Source organism: Arthrobacter sp. NPDC057013 (assembly GCF_042674585.1).
Taxonomy (GTDB): domain Bacteria; phylum Actinomycetota; class Actinomycetes; order Actinomycetales; family Micrococcaceae; genus Arthrobacter.
Genome location: NZ_JBHUSE010000047.1, coordinates 1 through 2,402, shown reverse-complemented (window position 1 = coordinate 2,402; position 2,402 = coordinate 1). Strand labels below are relative to the sequence as shown.

The window sequence follows — 2,402 nt, the reverse complement described above, 5'->3', positions numbered from 1 at the left end:
CGGGACGAACACCGATATGCTTCGGGGAGCTGTAAGCAAGCTTTGATCCGGAGATTTCCGAATGGGGAAACCCACCACTCGTAATGGAGTGGTATCCATATCTGAATTCATAGGATATGAGAAGGCAGACCCGGGGAACTGAAACATCTAAGTACCCGGAGGAAGAGAAAGCAAATGCGATTCCCTGAGTAGCGGCGAGCGAAACGGGATTAGCCCAAACCAAGAGGCTTGCCTCTTGGGGTTGTAGGACACTCTGTACGGAGTTACAAAGGAACGAGGTAGATGAAGAGGTCTGGAAAGGCCCGCCATAGGAGGTAACAGCCCTGTAGTCAAAACTTCGTTCTCTCCTGAGTGGATCCTGAGTACGGCGGAACACGTGAAATTCCGTCGGAATCCGGGAGGACCATCTCCCAAGGCTAAATACTCCCTAGTGACCGATAGTGAACCAGTACCGTGAGGGAAAGGTGAAAAGCACCCCGGAAGGGGAGTGAAAGAGATCCTGAAACCGTGTGCCTACAAGTAGTCAGAGCCCGTTAACGGGTGATGGCGTGCCTTTTGTAGAATGAACCGGCGAGTTACGATCCCGTGCAAGGTTAAGCAGAAGATGCGGAGCCGCAGCGAAAGCGAGTCTGAATAGGGCGCATGAGTACGTGGTCGTAGACCCGAAACCAGGTGATCTACCCATGTCCAGGGTGAAGTTCAGGTAACACTGAATGGAGGCCCGAACCCACGCACGTTGAAAAGTGCGGGGATGAGGTGTGGGTAGGGGTGAAATGCCAATCGAACCTGGAGATAGCTGGTTCTCTCCGAAATAGCTTTAGGGCTAGCCTCAAGGTAAGAGTCTTGGAGGTAGAGCACTGATTGGACTAGGGGCCCCTACCGGGTTACCGAATTCAGTCAAACTCCGAATGCCAATGACTTATCCTTGGGAGTCAGACTGCGAGTGATAAGATCCGTGGTCAAGAGGGAAACAGCCCAGACCGCCAGCTAAGGTCCCAAAGTATACGTTAAGTGGAAAAGGATGTGGAGTTGCTTAGACAACCAGGATGTTGGCTTAGAAGCAGCCACCATTTAAAGAGTGCGTAATAGCTCACTGGTCGAGTGACTCTGCGCCGAAAATGTAACGGGGCTAAACGTATCACCGAAGCTGCGGACTGTTCTTCGAACAGTGGTAGGAGAGCGTTCTAAGGGCTGTGAAGCCAGACCGGAAGGACTGGTGGAGCGCTTAGAAGTGAGAATGCCGGTATGAGTAGCGAAAGAGGGGTGAGAATCCCCTCCACCGAATGCCTAAGGTTTCCTGAGGAAGGCTCGTCCGCTCAGGGTTAGTCGGGACCTAAGCCGAGGCCGAAAGGCGTAGGCGATGGACAACAGGTTGATATTCCTGTACCACCTCCTCACCATTTGAGCAATGGGGGGACGCAGGAGGATAGGGTAAGCGCGGTATTGGATATCCGCGTCCAAGCAGTTAGGCTGGGAAATAGGCAAATCCGTTTCCCATAAGGCTGAGCTGTGATGGCGAGCGAAATATAGTAGCGAAGTTCCTGATTCCACACTGCCAAGAAAAGCCTCTAGCGAGGTGAGAGGTGCCCGTACCGCAAACCGACACAGGTAGGCGAGGAGAGAATCCTAAGGTGATCGAGAGAACTCTCGTTAAGGAACTCGGCAAAATGACCCCGTAACTTCGGGAGAAGGGGTGCTCTGTTAGGGTGCAAGCCCGAGAGAGCCGCAGTGAATAGGCCCAGGCGACTGTTTAGCAAAAACACAGGTCTCTGCGAAGCCGTAAGGCGAAGTATAGGGGCTGACGCCTGCCCGGTGCTGGAAGGTTAAGAGGAGCGCTTAGCGTAAGCGAAGGTGCGAATTGAAGCCCCAGTAAACGGCGGCCGTAACTATAACGGTCCTAAGGTAGCGAAATTCCTTGTCGGGTAAGTTCCGACCCGCACGAAAGGCGCAACGATCTGGGCACTGTCTCAACGAGAGACTCGGTGAAATTATAGTACCTGTGAAGATGCAGGTTACCCGCGACAGGACGGAAAGACCCCGTGGAGCTTTACTGCAGCCTGATATTGAATGTTGGTACAGCTTGTACAGGATAGGTAGGAGCCTTGGAAACCGGAGCGCCAGCTTCGGTGGAGGCATCGGTGGGATACTACCCTGGCTGTATTGACCTTCTAACCCGCCGCCCTTATCGGGCGGGGAGACAGTGTCAGGTGGGCAGTTTGACTGGGGCGGTCGCCTCCTAAAAGGTAACGGAGGCGCCCAAAGGTTCCCTCAGAATGGTTGGAAATCATTCGCAGAGTGTAAAGGCACAAGGGAGCTTGACTGCGAGACCTACAAGTCGAGCAGGGACGAAAGTCGGGCTTAGTGATCCGGTGGTTCCGCATGGAAGGGCCATCGCTCAACGG

At 53.7% G+C, this 2,402-nt stretch carries 1 rRNA gene; it reads left to right on the top strand.

The annotated features are described in order from the left end of the window. Positions 1–2,402, top strand: a 23S ribosomal RNA gene (locus ACFTSA_RS24330); the annotation flags it as partial.